Origin of the sequence: Serratia montpellierensis (genome assembly GCF_020858655.1) — a bacterium.
GTDB classification, from domain to species: Bacteria; Pseudomonadota; Gammaproteobacteria; order Enterobacterales; family Enterobacteriaceae; genus Serratia; species Serratia montpellierensis.
Map to the genome: position 1 here is coordinate 488,672 of NZ_VOSN01000005.1, position 17,195 is coordinate 505,866.

18 protein-coding genes are annotated in these 17,195 nt (G+C 62.9%); 5 read left to right on the forward strand and 13 right to left on the reverse strand.

What is annotated here, in order from left to right; genetic code table 11:
* Positions 1 to 41 precede the first annotated feature (41 nt).
* Together prpC and prpB are read right to left on the reverse strand one after the other, a co-directional pair.
* A complete protein-coding gene (prpC, locus tag FUU19_RS07660) occupies positions 42 to 1,205 on the reverse strand; it encodes a bifunctional 2-methylcitrate synthase/citrate synthase (protein ID WP_089180679.1) in 1,164 nt (387 codons plus the stop codon).
* Positions 1,206 to 1,238: 33 nt separating this feature from the next.
* Positions 1,239 to 2,129 (reverse strand): methylisocitrate lyase, encoded by an 891-nt coding sequence (gene prpB, locus FUU19_RS07665; RefSeq protein WP_025302067.1) that lies wholly within the window; start codon positions 2,127 to 2,129, stop codon positions 1,239 to 1,241.
* A 369-nt stretch (positions 2,130 to 2,498) separates the two neighbouring features.
* Between prpB and prpR the strand changes: the two genes are divergently transcribed.
* Entirely contained in the window at positions 2,499 to 4,097 is a 1,599-nt protein-coding gene (prpR, locus tag FUU19_RS07670) for a propionate catabolism operon regulatory protein PrpR (RefSeq protein WP_230490210.1), read from the forward strand.
* 3 nt (positions 4,098 to 4,100) lie between these two features.
* On the opposite strand, the gene FUU19_RS07675 is transcribed toward prpR, so the two are convergent.
* Positions 4,101 to 5,009, reverse strand: a complete 909-nt coding sequence (locus tag FUU19_RS07675) for a DMT family transporter (protein WP_230490209.1) — start codon at positions 5,007 to 5,009, stop codon at positions 4,101 to 4,103.
* A gap of 136 nt (positions 5,010 to 5,145) precedes the next feature.
* Here FUU19_RS07675 and FUU19_RS07680 point away from each other — a divergent pair, with 136 nt between their 5' ends.
* Positions 5,146 to 5,580: an Lrp/AsnC family transcriptional regulator gene (locus tag FUU19_RS07680; RefSeq protein WP_230490208.1), complete on the forward strand. Its 435-nt coding sequence runs from the start codon at positions 5,146 to 5,148 to the stop codon at positions 5,578 to 5,580.
* Here the strand turns inward: FUU19_RS07680 and dinG are convergent, their stop codons facing one another.
* From dinG to FUU19_RS07700, 4 genes are all read right to left on the reverse strand, one after another.
* A complete protein-coding gene (gene dinG / locus FUU19_RS07685; RefSeq protein WP_230507104.1) occupies positions 5,581 to 7,779 on the reverse strand; it encodes an ATP-dependent DNA helicase DinG in 2,199 nt (732 codons plus the stop codon).
* 66 nt (positions 7,780 to 7,845) lie between these two features.
* Positions 7,846 to 8,238: a tautomerase family protein gene (locus FUU19_RS07690; protein ID WP_197832907.1), complete on the reverse strand. Its 393-nt coding sequence runs from the start codon at positions 8,236 to 8,238 to the stop codon at positions 7,846 to 7,848.
* A complete protein-coding gene (locus FUU19_RS07695) occupies positions 8,228 to 8,560 on the reverse strand; it encodes a carboxymuconolactone decarboxylase family protein (protein ID WP_141970074.1) in 333 nt (110 codons plus the stop codon). Before FUU19_RS07695 ends, FUU19_RS07690 begins: the two co-directional genes overlap by 11 nt.
* A 124-nt stretch (positions 8,561 to 8,684) precedes the next feature.
* Positions 8,685 to 9,341: a glutathione S-transferase family protein gene (locus FUU19_RS07700; protein WP_230490206.1), complete on the reverse strand. Its 657-nt coding sequence runs from the start codon at positions 9,339 to 9,341 to the stop codon at positions 8,685 to 8,687.
* A 241-nt stretch (positions 9,342 to 9,582) separates the two neighbouring features.
* Here FUU19_RS07700 and ompC point away from each other — a divergent pair, with 241 nt between their 5' ends.
* From ompC to FUU19_RS07715, 3 genes are all read left to right on the forward strand, one after another.
* A complete protein-coding gene (gene ompC / locus FUU19_RS07705; protein ID WP_141970078.1) occupies positions 9,583 to 10,680 on the forward strand; it encodes a porin OmpC in 1,098 nt (365 codons plus the stop codon).
* Positions 10,681 to 10,857: 177 nt separating this feature from the next.
* On the forward strand, positions 10,858 to 11,706 hold the full coding sequence (locus tag FUU19_RS07710) for a GNAT family N-acetyltransferase (RefSeq protein WP_230490205.1): 849 nt from the start codon (positions 10,858 to 10,860) through the stop codon (positions 11,704 to 11,706).
* Positions 11,707 to 11,723: 17 nt separating this feature from the next.
* On the forward strand, positions 11,724 to 12,554 hold the full coding sequence (locus FUU19_RS07715; protein ID WP_141970082.1) for a 5'-nucleotidase, lipoprotein e(P4) family: 831 nt from the start codon (positions 11,724 to 11,726) through the stop codon (positions 12,552 to 12,554).
* Positions 12,555 to 12,557: 3 nt separating this feature from the next.
* Here FUU19_RS07715 and FUU19_RS07720 read toward each other — a convergent pair whose 3' ends face one another.
* The 6 genes from FUU19_RS07720 to FUU19_RS07745 form a co-directional block, all read right to left on the reverse strand.
* Positions 12,558 to 13,076 carry a GNAT family N-acetyltransferase gene (locus tag FUU19_RS07720; protein WP_230507105.1) on the reverse strand — a complete coding sequence of 173 codons (519 nt, stop codon included), beginning with the start codon at positions 13,074 to 13,076 and terminating at the stop codon, positions 12,558 to 12,560.
* A gap of 2 nt (positions 13,077 to 13,078) precedes the next feature.
* The gene (locus tag FUU19_RS07725) at positions 13,079 to 13,648 is read right to left on the reverse strand and encodes a helix-turn-helix domain-containing protein (RefSeq protein WP_230490203.1); all 570 of its coding nucleotides are present in this window, start codon (positions 13,646 to 13,648) and stop codon (positions 13,079 to 13,081) included.
* Positions 13,649 to 13,717: 69 nt separating this feature from the next.
* The gene (locus FUU19_RS07730; RefSeq protein ID WP_197832912.1) at positions 13,718 to 14,029 is read right to left on the reverse strand and encodes an AzlD domain-containing protein; all 312 of its coding nucleotides are present in this window, start codon (positions 14,027 to 14,029) and stop codon (positions 13,718 to 13,720) included.
* Positions 14,026 to 14,736, reverse strand: coding sequence for an AzlC family ABC transporter permease (locus tag FUU19_RS07735; protein WP_230490202.1), 711 nt, complete (start codon positions 14,734 to 14,736; stop codon positions 14,026 to 14,028). The genes FUU19_RS07730 and FUU19_RS07735 overlap by 4 nt, the downstream gene beginning before the upstream one ends.
* 71 nt (positions 14,737 to 14,807) lie before the next feature.
* Positions 14,808 to 15,656: an AraC family ligand binding domain-containing protein gene (locus tag FUU19_RS07740; protein WP_230490201.1), complete on the reverse strand. Its 849-nt coding sequence runs from the start codon at positions 15,654 to 15,656 to the stop codon at positions 14,808 to 14,810.
* Between the two features lie 26 nt (positions 15,657 to 15,682).
* Positions 15,683 to 17,137 carry an MFS transporter gene (locus tag FUU19_RS07745; RefSeq protein ID WP_230490200.1) on the reverse strand — a complete coding sequence of 485 codons (1,455 nt, stop codon included), beginning with the start codon at positions 17,135 to 17,137 and terminating at the stop codon, positions 15,683 to 15,685.
* Between the last annotated feature and the right edge of the window lie 58 nt (positions 17,138 to 17,195).

Sequence of the window (17,195 nt, forward strand, 5' to 3'; positions counted from 1 at the left end):
TCCAGAGTGAAAATGACACGATAACGATCGGCGCTCAGCGCTCAGCGCTGATCCAGCGGTACGAACGCCCGCGCTTCCGGCCCGGTATAGTTGGCGGACGGGCGAATGATTTTGTTGTCCTGCCGTTGCTCGATGATGTGCGCCGACCAGCCGCTCACCCGCGCCATGACGAACAGCGGCGTGAACATTTCGGTGGGCACCCCCAGCTGGTGGTAAGACACCGCCGAGAACCAGTCGAGGTTGGGGAACATGTTTTTGGTGTCGTGCATCACGCTTTCCAGCCGATCGGCGATGTCATACAGCTTCATCGCGCCCGCTTCCTGCGACAGGCGCAGCGCGATCTCTTTGATCACCTGATGGCGCGGATCGGAGACGGTGTACACCGGGTGCCCGAAGCCAATCACCACCTCTTTGTTGTCGATGCGGCGGCGAATGTCGGCTTCCGCTTCGTCCGGCGTTTCATAGCGTTGCTGGATCTCCAGCGACACCTCGTTGGCGCCGCCGTGCTTCGGCCCGCGCAGCGCGCCAATGGCGCCAACGATCGCCGAATAGACGTCGGATCCGGTGCCGGCGATCACCCGGCCGGCGAAGGTCGAGGCGTTGAATTCATGCTCGGCGTACAGGATCAATGACGCGTGCATCGCCTGCTCCCAACTGGCGGAAGGCGCCTCGCCGTGCAGCAGGTGCAGAAAGTGGCCGCCGATGGAATCGTCGTCGGTCTCCGGCTGAATGCGCTCGCCGTTGTGGCTGTAGTGATACCAATACAGCAGCATCGATCCCAACGATGCCAGCAGCCGATCGGCGATATCACGTGCGCCGGCCGCGCCGTGCTGCTCTTTTTCCGGCAGCGTGCAGCCGAGGGCCGAAACGCCGGTGCGCATCACGTCCATCGGGTGAGACGCCGCCGGCAGCGCCTCCAGCACCGTGCGCACGCTGGCGGGCAGGCCGCGCAGCGCTTTGAGACGGTGTTTATAGGCCTGCAGCTCGTCGCGGTTGGGCAACTTGCCGTGGATCAGCAGGTGGGCGACCTCTTCAAACTCGCAGTGGCGCGCGAGGTCGAGGATGTCGTAACCACGGTAGTGCAGATCGTTGCCGCTGCGCCCTACGGAACACAGCGCGGTATTCCCGGCGGGCACGCCGGATAACGCCACGGATTTTTTCGGCTTAACGCCAGTCGGGCTTTGCGGGGGGATCGCTTGGCTCATACTGTCCTCATTTGGCTTCTGCGTGAATAGCGCCTATTCGTCGCGCTGGCGAGCAAACAGGGCGTCGAGTTTCTCTTCAAACAAATAGTAGTTGATGCTTTCATACAGCTCGTTGCGGGTCTGCATGGTGTCGATGACGCTTTTCTGCGTGCCCTCCTCGCGCAAAGCGCGGTACACCCGCTCCGCCGCCCGGTTCATCGCCCGGAAGGCCGACAGCGGATACAGCGCCATATCCACCTGGGCGCTGCGCAGCTCCTCGGTCGTAAACAGCGGCGTCGCGCCGAATTCGGTAATGTTGGCAAGGATTGGCACCTGCGTCGCCTCGGCAAAGCGGCGGTACATGCCCAGCTCGGTGATCGCTTCCGGGAACAGCATGTCGGCCCCGGCCGCTACGTAAGCCTGAGCGCGCTCGATGGCCGCCTCCAGCCCCTCCACCGCCAGCGCGTCGGTGCGCGCCATGATCACGAAGTCCGGATCGCTGCGCGCATCCACCGCCGCCTTGATGCGATCCACCATCTCTTCGGTGGAGACGATGGCCTTATTAGGCCGATGGCCGCAGCGCTTGGCGCCGACCTGATCTTCGATATGCAGCGCCGCCGCCCCGGCCTTGCTCACCGAGCGCACCGTGCGGGCGACGTTGAACGCCGAAGCGCCGAAACCGCTGTCGACATCCACCAGCAGCGGCAGCGGGCAGACGTCGGTGATGCGGCGGATATCGGTCAACACATCGTCCAGCGTCGAAATGCCCAGGTCCGGCAACCCCAGCGAACCGGCCGCCACGCCGCCGCCGGAAAGGTAGATGGCCTGGAATCCGGCCCGCTGGGCCAGCAGCGCATGGTTGGCGTTGATCGCGCCGGCGATTTGCAGGGGTTTTTCTTTACTCAGGGCCTGACGAAAGGCGAGCCCGGGTGAGCGCAGCGTCATGTCGTTTTCTCCGATTAGGCAGATGAAACAGACAGAGCAAGGAGCGGGCCAGGTTGCACTTCGGTGGGGGAAGAATTAAAAACGATAAAAATAAGTGAGTTACAACATATTCAGCGCCATTGGCCTGGCAAAGGGATAAAAAACGTTTCAGTTAACGTTTCAATCGTTGTTTCACACAGTAAATTTGAAACATAACTGAAACCGGGCTACACCTATACCCTAAATAATTGGAGCTGCATCAAGGCGGCAAGCCTGTAAGCCCCCAGGAACATAGACAACTCTGTGACTGGGGCGCACAGGCGCAGCCAACAAAGAGGCGGCTTCAAGTATGACGGGTATAATGCAGCCACTTTCATTCGGTAACTCATCATGAGCGATCACATCACGCCGCCCCGCACGCCGGACAAACCGGTCATCTGGACCGTCTCCATCACCCGCCTGTTCGATCTGTTCCGGGACATCAGCCTCGAGTTCGACCATCTGGCAACCATCATCCCGATCCGTCTCGGCTTCGAGGAGGCGGTGCAGCACATCCGCGCCCGCCTGGCGACCGAACCGTGCGACGCCATCATCGCCGCCGGCTCCAACGGTGCCTACCTGAAAAGCCGCCTGTCGGTGCCGGTCATCCTGGTCAAGCCCGGCGGTTTCGACCTGCTGCAGGCGCTGAGCAAGGCGCGCAGAACCGCCGATCGGATCGGCGTCATCACCTATAAGACCCCTCTGCCCGCACTGCTGGAGTTCCAGCAGACCTTCGATCTGCCGCTGGAGCAGCGCAGCTACGTCACCGAAGAGGATGCGCGCGGCCAGATCGCCGAGCTGAAAGCCGCCGGCATTCAGGCCGTGGTCGGCGCCGGCCTCATCAGCGATCTGGCGGAAGAGGCCGGGCTCACCGCCATTTTCCTCTATTCCGCCGCCACCCTGCGCGCCGCCTTCAGCGATGCGCTGGACGTGACGCGCCTGATGCTGGGCGGCAAACGCGGCGGCGATTACGCCGCGCGCAATACCCTGCAGCCGCGCTACGGGCTGGGCGATTTGCAGGGTGAGTCCCCGCAGATGGAGCAAACGCGGCGCACCATCATGCTGTACGCCCGCTCGCCGGCGGCGGTATTAATTGAAGGAGAAACCGGCACCGGCAAGGAGCTGGCGGCGCAGGCGATCCACCGGGAATACTTTTCCCGGCGCGGCGCACCGTCCAGGGGGGCGACGCCGCCGTTCGTCGCCATTAACTGCGGCGCCATCGCCGAATCGCTGCTGGAGGCGGAACTGTTCGGCTATGAGGAAGGCGCCTTCACCGGCTCACGGCGCGGCGGCCGACGCGGGCTGCTGGAAACCGCCAACGGTGGCACCCTGTTTCTGGATGAGATCGGCGAGATGCCGCTGCACCTGCAAACGCGACTGCTGCGCGCGCTGGAAGAGAAAACCATCACCCGGGTGGGCGGGCAACAGCCGGTAACGGTCGACTTTCGCGTCATCAGCGCCACCCACAACCACCTGGAGCAGGCGATTCAACGGGGCGACTTTCGCGCCGATCTGTTCTACCGCCTGAGCGCCCTGCGGCTGCAGCTACCGCCGCTGCGCGCGCGCGGCGACGATATCGCGATGCTGGCGGAGCACTTTCTGAAACAGTCGCTGGCAGCGCTCGACGTGCCGCTGACGGCGCCGCTGCGCGCCGCCCTGGCCGGCTGTTACGCCGCGCTGAGTCATTACGCCTGGCCTGGCAACCTGCGCGAACTGCGCAACATGATGGAACGGGTGGCGCTGATGTTGAGCACCGGCGCAGCGCCGAGCGGCGAGACGCTGAGATGGCTGCTGCCGGAGCTGGCGACGGCCACGCCGCCCGAGGCGCCGGCGGTGCCCGTCTCCGCTCATGAAGCGCTGGCGCGATGCGGGGGGGACCACGCCGCCGCCGCCCGGTTGCTCGGGATCAGCCGCACCACCTTATGGCGCCGGTTGAAGCACCCGGCCTGAGCATCAGCCGGCGCGCCGGCCGTCCGAGGCCGGCAGCAGTCGCGCTCGCCGCTCGCCCAGCAGGTTCATGCCCGCCGCCGCCAGCAGAATGATCGCTGCGCCCAGCAGCTGCCATGCAGACAGGCGGTGGCCAAACGCCAGGCGATCCACCAGCATGGCGGCGATCGGGTAGATGAACGACAGCGAGCCGATCAGGTTGGTGGGCAGCTTCTGCAGCGCGCCGTACATCAACACATACATCAGGCCGGTATGCAGCACGCCGAGCGTCGCCAGCATGCCCCACTGCTCAACGCTGGCCGAAACGTGGAAATTCACCAACGGCAACAGCATCACCGCCCCCACCGTCACCTGGATCAGCGCAATAAGATGCGGCGGCGTGCCCTTCAACCGCTTGGCCGCCAGCGCCATCAGGGCGTAGAAAAACGCCGCACCGAGCGCCAGCGCAATGCCCGTCAAATAATGGCTCTGCTCCCCCGTCTGCCGCGGCTGCGCCAGCACCACCAGCATCATGCCGCCGAACGCCAACCCCAGCCACAGCAGTTTGCGGGCGGTCAGCCGTTCCCCCAGAAACAGCGCCCCCAGGCCCACCAGCATAAACGGCTGAGTGTTGTACACCGCCGTGGCGATGGAAATAGAGGCATAGGAATAGGCGGCAAACAGCAGCAGCCAGTTGATCACCAGCGCGACGCCACCGGCGATCGCCAGCAGCAGCGTGGCGCGCGTCAGCGCATCGCGTCGCAGCTGCCCCAATACGCCGCACACCGCCAGCAGCACCAGCGCCCCCACCGCGCAGCGCCAAAACACCACGTTGATAACCGGCTGGCCGGACATCAGCACAAACCAGCCGATGGAGCCGGAAATCAGCATCGCCGCCGTCATCTCCAGCGATCCGCGTTTTATCTCTGCATTCATTCTGCGTTCCTCGAAGCTTGCCCAGAGACATAGCTTGCGGCTTTGCAGGGCGGCTTTCCATAGCATAAAAAAGGCAGATATGCTTAACTGCCTTTTTCTCGCAGCTATAGTAAAGAAAATACCTAACGGAGGCGTTATGGATGATATCGATCGCCAAATCCTGACCATTCTGGCGGAAGATGCGCGCGCATCGTTGAAGACGCTGAGCGCGCAGGTGGGGCTGTCGTCGCCGAGCACCTCGGAAAGGCTGAGGCGGCTGGAAGAAAACGGCGTGATCCAGGGCTATACCCTGAACATCAATCTGCAGGCGGTGGGCTACGCCTTCGAGTCGCTGGTGCGCATCAAGCCGCTGCCGGGCATGCTGAAGAAGGTCGAGCAGCTGATTCAGGCGATCCCGGAAGTGGTCGAATGCGATAAGGTGACCGGCGAAGACTGCTTTATCGTGCGGCTGGTGGCGCACTCGATGGAACAGCTCGACCACACCCTCGATCGGCTGGCCGAGCATGCGCAGAGCAACACCTCGATCGTAAAAACCACGCCGGTCAAACGCCGCCTGCCGCCGCTGCTCTGATTAACGCCGCCGCTTGCGGGCAAACGGGTTGCCGCGCTTCTTCTCTTTTTTGGCCGCGTCGGCGGCGGATTTCAGCGCCGCCAGATGCGCCTTGTCGGCCTCCGGCACCGCGCGCTGCTCGATCGGGAACACCGGCAGCGACGCCAACAGCCGCAAACCGTAGTTTTTGGTCAACAGCCGGCGGTCGTAGATCAGGATCTCGCCGTAGCATTGGTTGCTGCGGATCAGGCGGCCGACCTGCTGGATCAGGTTGAACGAGGCGCTCGGCAGGCTCTGCACTTCGAACGGATAGCGCTTCAGCGATTTCAGCCACTCGCCTTCGGTAATGATCACCGGGCTGTCGATCGGCGGGAACGCAATTTTGTGAATGTGTACCTGGGTCAGCAGCTCGCCTTTCAGATCCAGCCCTTCGGCGAACGATTGCAGCCCCATCAGCACGCTGGCGACGCCCTTCTCCACCCGCTTGCGGTGCTCTTCCACCAGCCGGTAGCGCGGCTGGTCGCCCTGCACCAGCAGCATCAGCCGCAGATCGGTCACGTAGCTGAGGAAAGTCTGCATCGCCCGGTGGCTGCTGAACAGGATCAGCATGCCTTTGTGCTTGCCGCTCGCCTGCTCGGCGCGAAAACATCGCGCCATCTCCTCGAGGTGCTCCGCCTCGTTGGCGAGCGCCGGTTCGTAGCGCATCTGCGGAATGACAATCTTGCCCTGTTCGACGTGATTGAACGGCGAAGAGAGCGTTTCAAAGCGATCGCCGGCCTTCTCGCTCAACCCGCTCATCTCCTGCAAGCGCGCGAAGCTGTTCAGCGAACGCAGCGTGGCCGAGGTCACCACCACGTGCGGCACCTTGCGCCACAGCAGCTTCTCCAACTGGTCGCTGACGCGAATCCCGACGCAGTGCAGGTAGAGATGGGTAACGTTATCGCGCAGCTCGCGCGTGACCCATTTGGAGATCGGCGCGTTGGACGACTTGTCGAGCGCCGCCAGCCGCCACAGCTTGCTCATCGCTTCCAGATAGCCCAGCGTGCGACTCATCTGAATGATCGACCGGTGCAGACGCACGATGTCGTGCTTGCCGGTCTGCTCGGTGAGATCGTTAAGCACGAACTCCGCCAGCCCGCGCAGCGCATCGGTCAGTTTGAACAGCCGCGCACAGCTCTCCACCATCTCCGCCGGCAGCTCGCCCATTTCAAAACGGTGCTCGGCCGCCACGCTGTCGCCGGGCAGGTAGGCGCTGACCTGATGCTCGAAGATCTGCACCAGCTCGCGCAGCTCCTCACAATGGTTCTTCAGCCGCTCGCTGTTGGCCAGCCCCGGCGGATTCTTCGGCCGGTACTGCGTCATGCACTGCTCGACCTGGCGCACGATCATGTCCAGCTGCAGGTTGGTCGACAGCGCGGTAATTTCCCCGTCGATCTCCAACGCGTCGCGCGCCACCTCAGGCAAATGGTGGCCTTCGTCCAGCACCAGCAGCAGCTCTTTCGGGTTCGGCAGCACCGACTCCGTCTCCAGCGCCGCCATCACCAGAGCGTGGTTGGCCACCACCACGTCGGCGCTCTCGATCTCTTTGCGAGCGATATAGAACGGGCATTCGCGAATGTAGTGGCAGTTGCGCCCCAGACAGTTGGCCTTGTCGGTGCTCAGCTTGGCCCACAGCGGATCGTCGATGCTTTGTTGATAGTGATCGCGCAACCCATCCCACTCGAAGCGAGCCAGCGCCTTGGTCAGCTTCTGGCACAGCGCCTGCTCTTCGCCGCTGGACGGCGCCAGCTCGTCGTCGAGGAACAGCGTCAGATCGCCCTGTTGACTGACGTCGGTGCTCATCGCCGCCAGGTTGCGCGGGCACACGTAGCGCCCACGGCCAAAGGCGCCGGTAAATTTCAGATCGGGGATAATCTTCTTCAGCAGCGGCAAATCTTTGCTGTAGATCTGGTCCTGCAGCGCCACGTTGGCGGTGCTGACCACCAGCGGTTTGCTCTCCGCCCGCCCGACGGCGATGCCCGGGATCAGATAAGACAGCGTTTTACCGACGCCGGTCGGCGCCTCGATCGCCAGATGGCGCGGGTAGTCACCGGCCAACGTCTTCGCCACCTCGGCGATCATCTGTCGCTGGGGCGCACGGGAAATGAAATCCGGTATTTGCTGCTGCAGGGCTTTGTACCACTGGCCAATCTGATCTTTAACTGCGGAGGAGAGCGCCATTCAACTCTTATCTAAACGAAATGATGGCGCTATTGTCCCACAGACCGCCGGCGACGTCAGCCCGAGTTACGCCTGCGGATCGATCATCGAGGCGCGCCCGGCGCTGAATGACCACTCATCCAACTGGGTGGTGGTGATCACCACCATCACATCCTCGGGGCGCAGCCGCAGGTTCTCCGCCAGCAGCGCCGCCAGCCGCCGGTAGAAACGCCGCTTGGTATCGGTGTCGCGCGGCCGCCCGGCGGTGATGTAAAACAGCACGAAATCCGCGCTGCGCGGCCCGCCGAGATAATCGCGATCGTAGATAAGCTCACCGGGGCGGTATTGATCGATCACCTGAAATTTATCCGTCGGCGGCACCTCAAAGGCCTCCACCAGCGCCTGATGCAGGCTGTCGGACAAGGTTTGCAGATAGTCGGCGGACTTGCCCTGATGCAGGGCGATACGGCTAAACGGCATGGTGGGCCTCCTGTTCCAGCTCGCGCAGGCGCGCCACGGCCGACGCCGCCGCGGGCCAGCCGGCGTAGAACGCCAGATGGGTGATGAGCTCGGCCAGCTGCTGACGCGTCACGCCGTTGCGCTGCGCCAGCTGCAGGTGAAACGGCAGCTGTTCCACGCGGTTGAGCGCTACCAACGCGGCGACGGTAATCAGGCTACGCTCGCGCGGGCTCAGCGCCGGCCGCTGCCAAATATCGTCAAACAAAACGCGGTCGCTGAGCTGCGCCAGCTTGGGGGCAATATCGCCGAACGCCTGTTGCCCGGCCTGGGATTCTGATGGCATCACACTCTCCTGTCAGTTGCGGATAGCCTTACGCTACCCGCCGCCACGGCGAGTGAAAATCGGGATTTTCGGCAGTCTCGGTTCAGAAAAACAGGAGGGTTCCCCGCCGGGCGGCGGGGAGATTTCACGATTCCAACGGGGCAACGCCGTCGAACTGAGCGCTCAGCAGCGCATTCAGCTCCGGCCGCTGTTCCACCCGTTCGGCGATGGCGTACAGCCGCGGACAGTGTTGCCGGAACCACGCGCGGCCCGGCCGCCAGTTACACATCACCGCCACGTACAGATCCAACGCGCTGAAGCTCTTGCCGAGAAACCACGGGCCCGCTGCACCAGCGGCGGCGTTCAGCTGCTGCAATAAACGCTCACGATAAGTCATTACCGCATTTTTCAGCTGTTCCGCCCCCGCCGCCTGCGGCTGCCAGCGCTGCGGATGGTCGGCATAGGTGAAGGTGGGGTAAATCTCCGCGTTGATGAACAGCAGCCAGCGCAGAAAACGCGGCAACAGCGGCGAACCGCCGGGCGGCGCCAGCTCGGCATGCGGTGCACGATCGTGCAGCAGCAGGATAATCGCCGCACTCTCCGTCATCACTTCGTCATTGGGCAACACTAAGGTGGGCACCTGGCCCAGCGGGTTCAGCGCCAGCAGGCGATCGCGTTCCGGGCCGTCCTGCGCGTAGTCCACTTCCTCATAACCCCAGGGGAAAGCGGTCAACGCCAACGCGGCGGCCACAATCGTCGAGCCGCAACCCTGCGTACCGAACAACGTATAAGTATCGTGCATGATTCCTCCCACTGCGGAACAAGGTATCGGTAACTGTAGACCAGCCGCCGACCATCGGCTGAAGAAAAAATTCACCCTTTGCGCGACTTTTTTAATCGTTCGACATGAAAATGAATTTTTTGTCATAAATAGATCACATTACTACGGTAAAAATTCTCCGCCGCAAACAATCAGGCGGCACAGTAAAACAGCAATGCAACTGATGATAAGCGTCTTTCAATCGAATAAAGCAGGGTAACTCATGAAACGTAATCTTCTGGCCGTTATTATTCCGGCACTTTTACTTGCGCAAGCGGCACAGGCAGCAGAAATCTACAATAAAGACGGCAACAAACTCGATTTTTACGGTCGTGTGAAAGCCCTGCATTATTTCTCCGATGATGCCGGCAACGACGGTGATAAAACCTACGTCCGTATCGGCTTTAAAGGCGCGACCCAGATTAATGACATGCTGACAGGTTACGGCCAGTGGGAATATCAGATCGCCGCTAACCATTCTGAATCCGACGGCACCAAAGACACTAAAACGCGCCTGGGCTTCGCCGGTCTGAAATATAAGGACTTCGGTTCTTTCGACTACGGTCGCAACTACGGCATTATTTACGACGTCGGCGCCTGGACGGATATGCTGCCTGAATTCGGCGACGATGCTTACGTCAAAACCGACAACTTCATGAACGGCCGCACCAACGGCGTTGCCACCTACCGTAATAACAACTTCTTCGGTCTGGTCGACGGCCTGAAATTCGCCGTGCAGTATCAGGGCAAGAACGAAAACGACGGCCGCTCCGCCAGCAAGGCGAACGGCGACGGTTGGGGCCTTTCCTCCAGCTACGAAATCATCGACGGCCTGAGCGTGGGCGCCGCCTATGCCTCATCCAACCGTACCGCCAGCCAGAAAGCGGGCACCTTCGGCAAAGGCGACAAGGCCGATATCTGGGCCGCCGGTCTGAAATACGACAACAACGATGTCTATCTGGCTGCCACCTACTCGGAAAGCCGCAACATCGCGCCTATTTCCGGCACCGCCACCATCAATAACCGTTCCACCTCCGTCAGCGGTTTCGCCAATAAAGCGGAAGGCCTGGAACTGGTTGCGCAATATCAGTTCGATTTCGGCCTGCGTCCATCGCTGGGCTACGTTCAGCAGAAAGGCAAAGATATTGAAGGCATCGGCGATGCCGACCTGGTGAAATATATCGATGTCGGCGCGTATTACTATTTCAACAAGAACATGTCGACCTATGTCGATTATAAAATCAACCAGCTCGACAGCAATAACAAGCTGGGTCTGAAAGACGACAACGTGATTGCCGTCGCCCTGACCTACCAGTTCTGATGTGATGAATGAATAACCACCACTGCAAACTTTAGCGTCACTTGATACCCAGAGTTTTATTTCGCCGGGCGGCTGCGTCCGGCTTTTTTGTTTTTATTTTCCCGCCAACGAATGCCCCCGCTTGCCTTGCAAAACAAACGGGTCTACATGTATAGCTTTCCCCAAGCGGAATCAGCCATGCATAACGACGGACGCTTCGACTATCACAACGCCGTGCGCTACAGCAGCGACGAACTGGCAAACATCCTCAGCCACTGTTTTGAAAACTACATCGTGCGTTTCGTGCTCGATGGGCAGACCTTCGCTGCCCGCTTCGGCGCCGAAGATCTCAGCCTGAATGACAGCCTGATCGTCACCCACCGCAATGAACCGGTGGCGGTGGCGCTGATCGCCCGCCGCGGCCGTCACAGCCGGGTTGCGGCCTTTTCCGTGCGCCCGGAGATGCGCGGCCAGGGGCTGGGCAAAACGCTGATGCAGCGGCTGGTGGCGGATGCACGCCGCCGCGGCGACCGTCGGCTGTCGCTGGAAGTGATTGAAGGCAACGAAGCCGCACTGGCGCTGTATCATCGCGCCGGGCTGCGCATCGTGCGCACCCTGACCGGCCATCAGGCGCCGAAGGACGTGCCGCCAGGCACGGCGGCGCTGCAGGCGGTCGATCCGCTGACCGTCAGCCATCGTCTGACGGCGGAGGGCGCCACCGACCTGCCCTGGCTGATCGCCCCCGAATCGCTGTTCAAGCTGCCGGGCAAACCGCAAGCCTATACGCTCAATCGCCAAGCCTACGCCGTGGTGATGCCCGGCGCCGAGCACTGCTGGCTGCGCCTGATCTATGTGCCGCCGCAGCACCGCGGCCAGGGGCATGCCCGCACCTTGCTCGCGGCCCTGCAAGCGCAGTTCGCCCCTTTGCCGCTGACCGCCAACGTCTTTGTGCCCGAGGTGGCGGCCCCCTTCTTTACGCATCTTGGCTGGCGGCAGGATCCCCTGCGTCAGTTCGAGATGGATATGCTGCTGGACAGCCCACAATAAAAAAGAGAGAGATAACGATGGCAGGAAAACAGGTACGCACACTCACCCTCGGCGCGGCGGTCGGCGTCGCGCTGCTGACGCTGGCCGGGTGCGCACAGCCGCCGCACACCGATGCGCAGGCCCAGCAACGGCTGGCGGATCAGTCGGTGCTGGCGGTGAACTGGTTCCAACAATCCGGTGAATACCGGGCGCTGGCACATCAGGCGTTCAACAGCGCGCAGCGCGCCTTCGATCAGGCCAAGGCCGCGCCGGGCCGTAAAAAGGCAGTGGTGGTCGATCTGGATGAAACCATGCTGGACAACAGCGCCTACTCCGGCTGGCAGGCGCAGCAGGGCCAGCCGTACGACGGCGCCACCTGGGCCAAATGGACGCAGGCCGAACAGGCCGGTGCGGTACCGGGCGCGGTGTCGTTCGCCCGCTACGTTAACACCCATCAGGGGACGATGTTCTACGTGTCGAACCGCAAGCAGAGCGAATACGCCGCCACGGTGGCCAACATGCAGAAGCTCGGTTTCACCGGCATGTCGGAAAAGACCGTACTGCTCAGCACCGACACCTCCAATAAGCAGGCGCGCTTCGACGCCATCAAACAAGCCGGCTATGACATCGTGGTGTACGCCGGCGACAACCTGAACGACTTCGGCGCCGCGACTTACCACAAGGACAATGCGCAGCGCCGGGCGTTCGTCAGCGAGAACCAGGGCAAATTCGGCACTGAATTCATCGTGCTGCCCAACCCGATGTACGGCGATTGGGAAAGCGGGCTGGCCCGCGACTACAACAAGCTGACGCCGCAGCAGAAGCTGCAGGTGCGCCAGCAGGCGATCAACGCCTGGGGCGGGCGCTAAACCTCACAGCAGTTTGTACATATAACAGGTGGCATCCAACGCCCCGCCGTCGCTGGCGCGGGCGTATTGCGGGATGTCGCCCGCCGCCTCGAACCCCAATTGACGGTACAATCCCTGCGCCGCGCTGCCGCTCAGGGTGTCCAGTACCAACAGGCTGCGGCGATGGCGCGCCGCCAGCGCCTGCACTTCCTGCATCAACAGCCGGGCGACGCCCTGCCGCCGCGCCTGCGGGTGCACCATCAGCTTGACCACTTCCGCCCGGTGGCGGCCGTTGTCCGGCATCGCCAACAGCAGCTGCACGGTGCCGACCGGCCGACCGTTCTCGAGCGCCACCAGCATCGCGCGCTCGCCCCGCGCCAGGGCCGGCAGTAACCCCTGCCAAAACGCCCGCGCCTGTTCCAGCGTAAAAGGCATGACAAAACCGATGCTGGCGCCGTGCGCCACGCTGGCGTGCAGCATCTCGGCCAGGTCGGCCATGGCGCTTTGCGCCGCGTCGGCGTCCCACTGTTGCAATTCAATCATGGCTATGGCCTGCAGATAACGAGCGTGTAATGGGCCGGCTCATCGCCGGGGACATGGAAACGGGAGGCGCCGAACAGGCGGTAGCGCAGGCAGTCGCCGGGCGACAGCCGGAAAACGCGCCCTTCCAGCGTCAATTCCAGCTGCCCGGACAACAGCCAGAGGTGATGCTCCAGCGCCGAAATCGACGGCAGGTCATAATCGATCTGCGCGCCGGCATCCAGCCGGGCTTCGATAAACTCGGCCTTATACAGTGCGGCGGGCGGGGAAACGGAGCGACGGTGAAAACCGCTGGCCCGATCGACCCACACCGGCTGTTGCGGCGGCCGCAGCAGCTCCGGCGGTTCGTCTTCGATTTCGCTCAGCAAGCGAGACATGGTCAACCCGTAGGCGGCACATAGCCGGTTCAGCAGCGACGCCGTCGGGCTGGTTTCGGCGCGCTCCACCCGCGAGAGCGTCGCCCGGCTAAGGCCGGTGCGCTGCGCCAGCTCCTCCAGCGACCACGCCCGCTGCTGGCGCAAATCCGCCAGCCGCTGCGCCAACCTCAGGTCGGCCGTCTCCAAACCATTATCCACCGCTCACGCTCCACCTCAAAATCCCATATAAGAGAAATAATCTCAAATTAGAGATATAGCAAGCGGATTTTAAAAAATGTCGCGCAGCGCGATGAAAATCAGCATGCTCAGCAACACCACCGCCAGCATGTTGCGCAGAAAGAACGCCAATATCACCGCAAACACCGCCCCCCACAGGTAAGGGTTGTCCGGCGCGGCGCGCAGCTGGTCGCCGCTGAAGGCGACAATCGGCCCGCAGATCGCCGTCAGCACCGCCGGCACGGAAAAGCTCAGCAGCGTTTTAACGCGCGGCGATAACCGCAGCGGCAGCCCCGGCGCCAGAAAACAGTAGCGGTTGAAGAACACCACCAACCCCATCAAAACGATCGTCAGCCAGATCATCGGCGCCCCCCGCTGCACAGCAGCCCGACCAGCATCGCCGTCACGGTGGCGATCACCAATGCGCCCGGCGTCTGGAAATGGTGCAACACGATGGAAAGCAGCAGCGCGGTCAGCACGCAGGCCAACACCGGCAGGTTGCGCACCAGCGGCACCACGATGGCGATAAAGGTGGCGGCGATGGAGAAATCCAACCCGTAACCGTCCAGATCGCCGGCGCTGCCGGCGGCTACGATGCCGAGCAGCGTGGAGAGAAACCAGCACAGGTAAAAAGTCAGCCCGGCGCCCAGCGCATACCAACGGTTGAAACGCGCCGGCGTCTGTTCGCCGGTCAGCGCGAACAGTTCATCGGTGAGCAAGAATCCCAGCGCCAGCCGCCAGCGCAACGGCAGCGGCGCAATGCGCTCCCGCAGCCGCAGCGCGTAAAGAAAGTGCTGGGCGGTAACGAAAAAGGTCGACAGCAGGATCGCCAGCAGCCCGGCACCGCCCTTGATCATGCCCATCGCCACCAGCTGCGACGCCCCGGCGAACACGATAGCCGACATGCCCAGCCCCTGCGCCGGCGTCAGGCCGCTTTGCAGGGCCATCGAGCCCGCCAGTACGCCCCACGGCACCACCGCCAGGCACAGCGGCAAGATAGCCACCCCGCCCTGCAGCGCGGGGCGCAGGCGGGCGGATGGCGACGTGATGAGGGGGATTGAATCAGTCATGGGCTTCTCCTTCGATTGAAGAAGCCAGCTTACGGCGCAGGCGCACACGGGTATTGCACCCGATTGCTCAGCTATTTCAGCGATTTGACGTAGTCGCCCGGCGTAACGCCCATCGACTTGCGGAAATGGCGGTGGAAATGACTTTGATCGTGAAAACCGCAGCTCAGCGCGCTGTCCAGCACGCTGCTGCCGGCCTTCAGCATGCCGCGCGCCTTGCGCAGCCGCGCCTGAATTTGATAGGCATGCGGCGGCAGGCCGGTGGCCTGTTGAAACTGCCGCAGCAGGTAATAAGGGCTGAGCGCCACCCGCTCCGCCAGCTCCAGCAGCGAAACATCCGCCTCGGGGAAATCGTCGAGAAAAGCTTTCACCCGCGCCACCTGACTTTGCGCCCGGCTCTGCGGCGCAGGGTCGATACGGCTTTTGCCGTGCCGCAGCATCAGCCAGGTCAGCGCCGAAAACACCATGGTCTCTTTCATCAGCCGGTTCTCATCGCTGCGCAGCAGGCTGAACGCCATCCGCAGCTGGCCGGCCAGGCCGACGTCGTGCACCACCGGGTTGGGGAAATAAGGCGTCGCGCCGGCGCCGGTTTTTAGATCGCGCGACAAAAACGCCAGCAGCTCCGGCGTCGGATACATCGCCTGATACGACCAGCCCTCTTCGGTGGCGGAACTGCCGGTGTGGATATCGTCGGCGTTGACCAAAATGATGCTGCCCAACGGCGCCACATGTTCGCCGCCGGTACGGTAGAAGCGCTGGGCGCCGTCGTCGATGACGCCCACGCAGAAGCCTTCATGGCTATGGCGCGAGAAGGTTTGGCGGCGATAGGTGGCCTGCAGCACTTCCAGCCCGCCGAGATCGTCGACGTGCATGAAATGGGCCTGCTCCCGGGATGCTTTGTGCGCTGTGCCTTCCACCTTCATCTTACCTCCGCTGAATGAGAGGCATTCTAGCATTCGCGCGAGGGCGGGTTTTGTACAAAATTGCCCGTCTCAGCCCCCGGCGGTGCGATCGCCGCGCAGCGCCAGGCGCTGAATACCGCCAGCAGCGGCGCCAGCGCAAACGCCAGGAACAGCCAACGCGCCGCCGACGCCGCGCCCGCCGCGCCGCCCGGATCGTTCAGCCCCGCCAGGTTAGCGATCATCCCGGCCAACGCCGCACCGAATGCGGTGGCAAACAGCTGCACCGTGGTAATCGAAGCGCCGGCGATATCTTTGTCCGCTTCAGGCGCCACCTGCAAAATGCGCGTCAGCAGGTGCGGCCAACCGAAGCCGATGCCGAATCCCACCAGCAACAGCGCAATGACGATCGGCGCCAGCGCCTGCCAGTGGCCGCCGGACGGCACCGGCATCAGGATCGCCAGCGCCAGCAGCCCCACCAGCACAAACAGCGGCCCGCTGACGATCGCCCGGCGAATGCCCGCCCCGCGCCAACCGGAGCTGAGGATCTCGGACAGCGTCCAGCCGGCGGCCATAGCGGCGGCGATATAGCCGGAGATCAGCGGCGACTGGCCGTGCAGCAGCTGCAGGAAATACGGCACGAAGATTTCGCTGGTCATACCGATCACCAGCAACGCGGTCGTGATATAGAGCGCCGCCAGCGATGAGCCGCGCCGCAGTGCGCCGTGCGGCAACAGGCGAGCCCGCGAGTACGCTTCGCGCTTCAGCAGCCAGGCCATCAGCACCAGCGAGAGCGCGATACCCGCCAGGTTGATCCAGGCGCTGTGCGCCAGGCTGCCGGCGGACACCACCAGCACCGCCACGGTCAGCAGCAGCAGCTGCGCGGCCGGCAACGGTGCGGCCGCCTGCTGCGCTTTGCCCTTGGGCAGGATCAGGAAGGTAAACGCGGCGTACAGCGCCATGATCGGCAGCAGAATGCCGAAGGCCCAGCGCCAGGCGTGCAGCTCGGCAAAAATGCCGCCTACCGCCGGCCCCACCAGGGTGGCAATGCCCCACATCGCCGAAATGAGCGCCATGATGCGCGGCCACAATCGCTGCTCGAACACCAGGTTGATCATCGCGTAGGAGAGCGCAAAGATCAGCCCGCCGCCGAAGCCCTGCACCGTGCGGCCGATCAGCATCACCGGCATGCTCGGTGCCAACGCGCACAGCGCCGCCCCGGCGATGAAGAACAGCGAAGCCACCAGATAGGCGCTGCGCGCGCCGTAGCCGCTGAGCAAGCGGGCCGACAGCGCGGAACCGAGGATCGACGCCACCACGAACAGCGTGGTGTTCCAGGCGTAGAGATCCAGCCCGCCGATATCCTGCACCACCGAGGGCAGAATGGTGGTGGCGACCAGAATATTGATGGCATGCAGCGCTACGCCGAGCGAAAGCGCGATCGCACTGGCCGCATTTTTGCCGGAGAAGAGGTCGCTCCAGCGGCTATCGTCATGGGTTATCACGGTTGTCGTCCTGTTTTCAGAGGAATGGCATTGAGTTGGTCATGAGATTGCGTTAAAT